Source organism: Thauera phenylacetica B4P (genome assembly GCF_000310225.1).
GTDB lineage: Bacteria > Pseudomonadota > Gammaproteobacteria > Burkholderiales > Rhodocyclaceae > Thauera > Thauera phenylacetica.
In genome coordinates this window covers 1-351 of the sequence record NZ_AMXF01000640.1, presented here as the reverse complement: position 1 = coordinate 351, position 351 = coordinate 1, and the positions used below count along the sequence as shown (strand labels likewise).

Below are 351 nucleotides of genomic sequence, written 5' to 3'. Positions count from 1 at the left end.
GTCTTGTGCGTGCCGTAGTTGTCCATCACGAGGTGCACGTCCAGCCCGGTGGGCACGTTGGCCTCCACGGTGCGCAGGAACTGCAGGAATTCGCTGCTGCGATGGCGCCGGTGGAGTTCTCCGATCACCTCTCCGGTGGCGATGTCCAGCGCTGCGAACAGGGTCGTCGTGCCGTGGCGCATGTAGTCGTGCGTTCGCCGCTCGGGGATGCCCGGGGCCAGTGGCAAGATCGGCTGTGTGCGGTCCAGCGCCTGGATCTGGCTCTTCTCGTCCACGCACAGCACCATGGCCTTGAGCGGCGGATCCAGGTACAGGCCCACGATGTCGCGCACCTTCTCCACGAACAGCGGG

General features: G+C 66.1%; 1 protein-coding gene. It reads right to left on the bottom strand.

Annotation, left to right across the window (positions count from 1 at the left end):
• Positions 1-351 (bottom strand): IS630 family transposase (locus C667_RS24080; protein WP_004393627.1); only part of this gene is annotated, 351 nt, incomplete at both ends.